The sequence below is a fragment of the Bacteroides sp. MSK.20.12 genome (assembly GCF_019052435.1).
Classification (GTDB): domain Bacteria; phylum Bacteroidota; class Bacteroidia; order Bacteroidales; family Bacteroidaceae; genus Bacteroides; species Bacteroides xylanisolvens.
This window is the reverse complement of sequence record NZ_JAHQVH010000098.1, coordinates 1-1,689: the sequence shown is the minus strand read 5'-3', so window position 1 is coordinate 1,689 and position 1,689 is coordinate 1. Positions and strand designations below refer to the sequence as shown.

The 1,689-nt window shown below is 35.5% G+C and carries 1 protein-coding gene; it reads right to left on the bottom strand.

Features of this window, described 5'->3' with window-relative positions:
• Positions 1-646: 646 nt before the first annotated feature.
• Positions 647-994 carry a hypothetical protein gene (locus KTR06_RS24300; protein WP_008645116.1) on the bottom strand — a complete coding sequence of 116 codons (348 nt, stop codon included), beginning with the start codon at positions 992-994 and terminating at the stop codon, positions 647-649.
• Between the last annotated feature and the right edge of the window lie 695 nt (positions 995-1,689).

Sequence of the window (1,689 nt, the reverse complement as noted above, 5' to 3'; positions counted from 1 at the left end):
TCAATTCTGCAAGGCTTTCTTCTCTTGGAAAGCGGGTGCAAAAGTACGCCCTTTTCGTATACAATCCAAATATATTAAACTCTTTTTTCGAAGTTTTTTTGAAAGAATCTGCTAAAACGCTGAAGGATAATGATGTTGTAGAACATATTTTTTTATCATGAGTGGATTGGGGGCGGAAACGGTACACATGAGACACATTATTATATCACACGCGGGCGCGTAGGCGAACGCAAGAGAGAAAAAGATGCAGAAGAAAGAAATAACAAAATTACAGTCGAATTACAGCTGAGAAAAAGACAACAGGAAGAAAGAGACAAGAAGATGATATAGAAGGAAAACAAGAAAAAGAACGAAATGTAAAAAGAATACTAGGGATATACCACAAAGGGACATTACAAAAGGAGATTATTAAAGGGGATTATTAAAGGGGATTATTAAAGAAGATGGATTAATTGGAATGGTTAATTGGGCATGACTAATAGAGTAATTAACAGGATATATAGAAAAATATTATAAAAGCAAGAGAATTTATAGTCAACCGTTAGAATACTTGTTCTAAGTAGTCTAACGGTTGACTATTCCATATGGATATGCCGGATAAATACTGAGTGGATACAGATCAGATTCTATATACAAAATCAGAATATCATTCTTTTTTAGGATTCTCGATCCGCAGGCTGACAAGTTCAACCCACTTCTTTATGCCCAAATCAAAGCCGCCTTTTTCTAATAGATGAAGGGCGCCCGCATAATGAAGGGCAGTTTCCTCCCTACTACAGTTGATCTTACAAGACAACTCACCCAGATAATACTCCAGACGAGCCATTTGGATATAGTCCAATAAAGTATAATCACCTTCAGTTGACAAATCAATCAATTCTCTTATCAAAGCATAGGCCAGTTCACATTCCGTATAGGTTAAATCCGAGAGAGGTTTGTGCATGACAGGATGCTGAACCAGCTGGACAACAATGCGATTAAAGTCTCCGTACATAGGTTGCGTTATTTACCGCATCAGTTCCCGATGGTGCGAGGGTTTATAAAAAAGAAAGAGCGTGGAAACTATCTATTCATGCCATATATAGGTATCCGCTAAGACCCCTTTCGTGAACATGAATGATAGCCCCACGCCCAACTGAGTATATAACAAGGTTATACAGACAAAAGTGCACGAGACTTGTCACTCATTCCATTCACGAAAGTTAAAATTTAGCGGATTTTATATATGAATGTAACAAATAACCGTTCTCAATAAAAATATTAAAAAGTTACCTTCATCGCTCGAAAGTAAACTACGACAAAAGTAGCAATTTATATTTAGCAAACAAACAATTTTGACAAAGAAATAGGTATGAGACATAAAATTATTATAGCTATATATTGGCAACTTTCAAATCCCCACTAATTTGTCCTTACGACTTAAAGCAATGTATTGATGAATTAAACTCAGGCGGACGTTTGCCCTGATTGTATCAAAATAAAAACGCTCAGGGCAGGTTCCTGCAAACGATTTTCAATTTTCATTTCTCATATTCTCATAGTAAATACAATAACTATATAGGTTCTTCGTCAAATTTGGTGGTAATCTCTTTTTTATTTCGATGGTTTTCCTCTTCTTCTTTCTTAATCCTATAAAAAGTTGTAGATATGTTTGCTTTTTAGTAACTTTAAAGACACCACATCATTAAG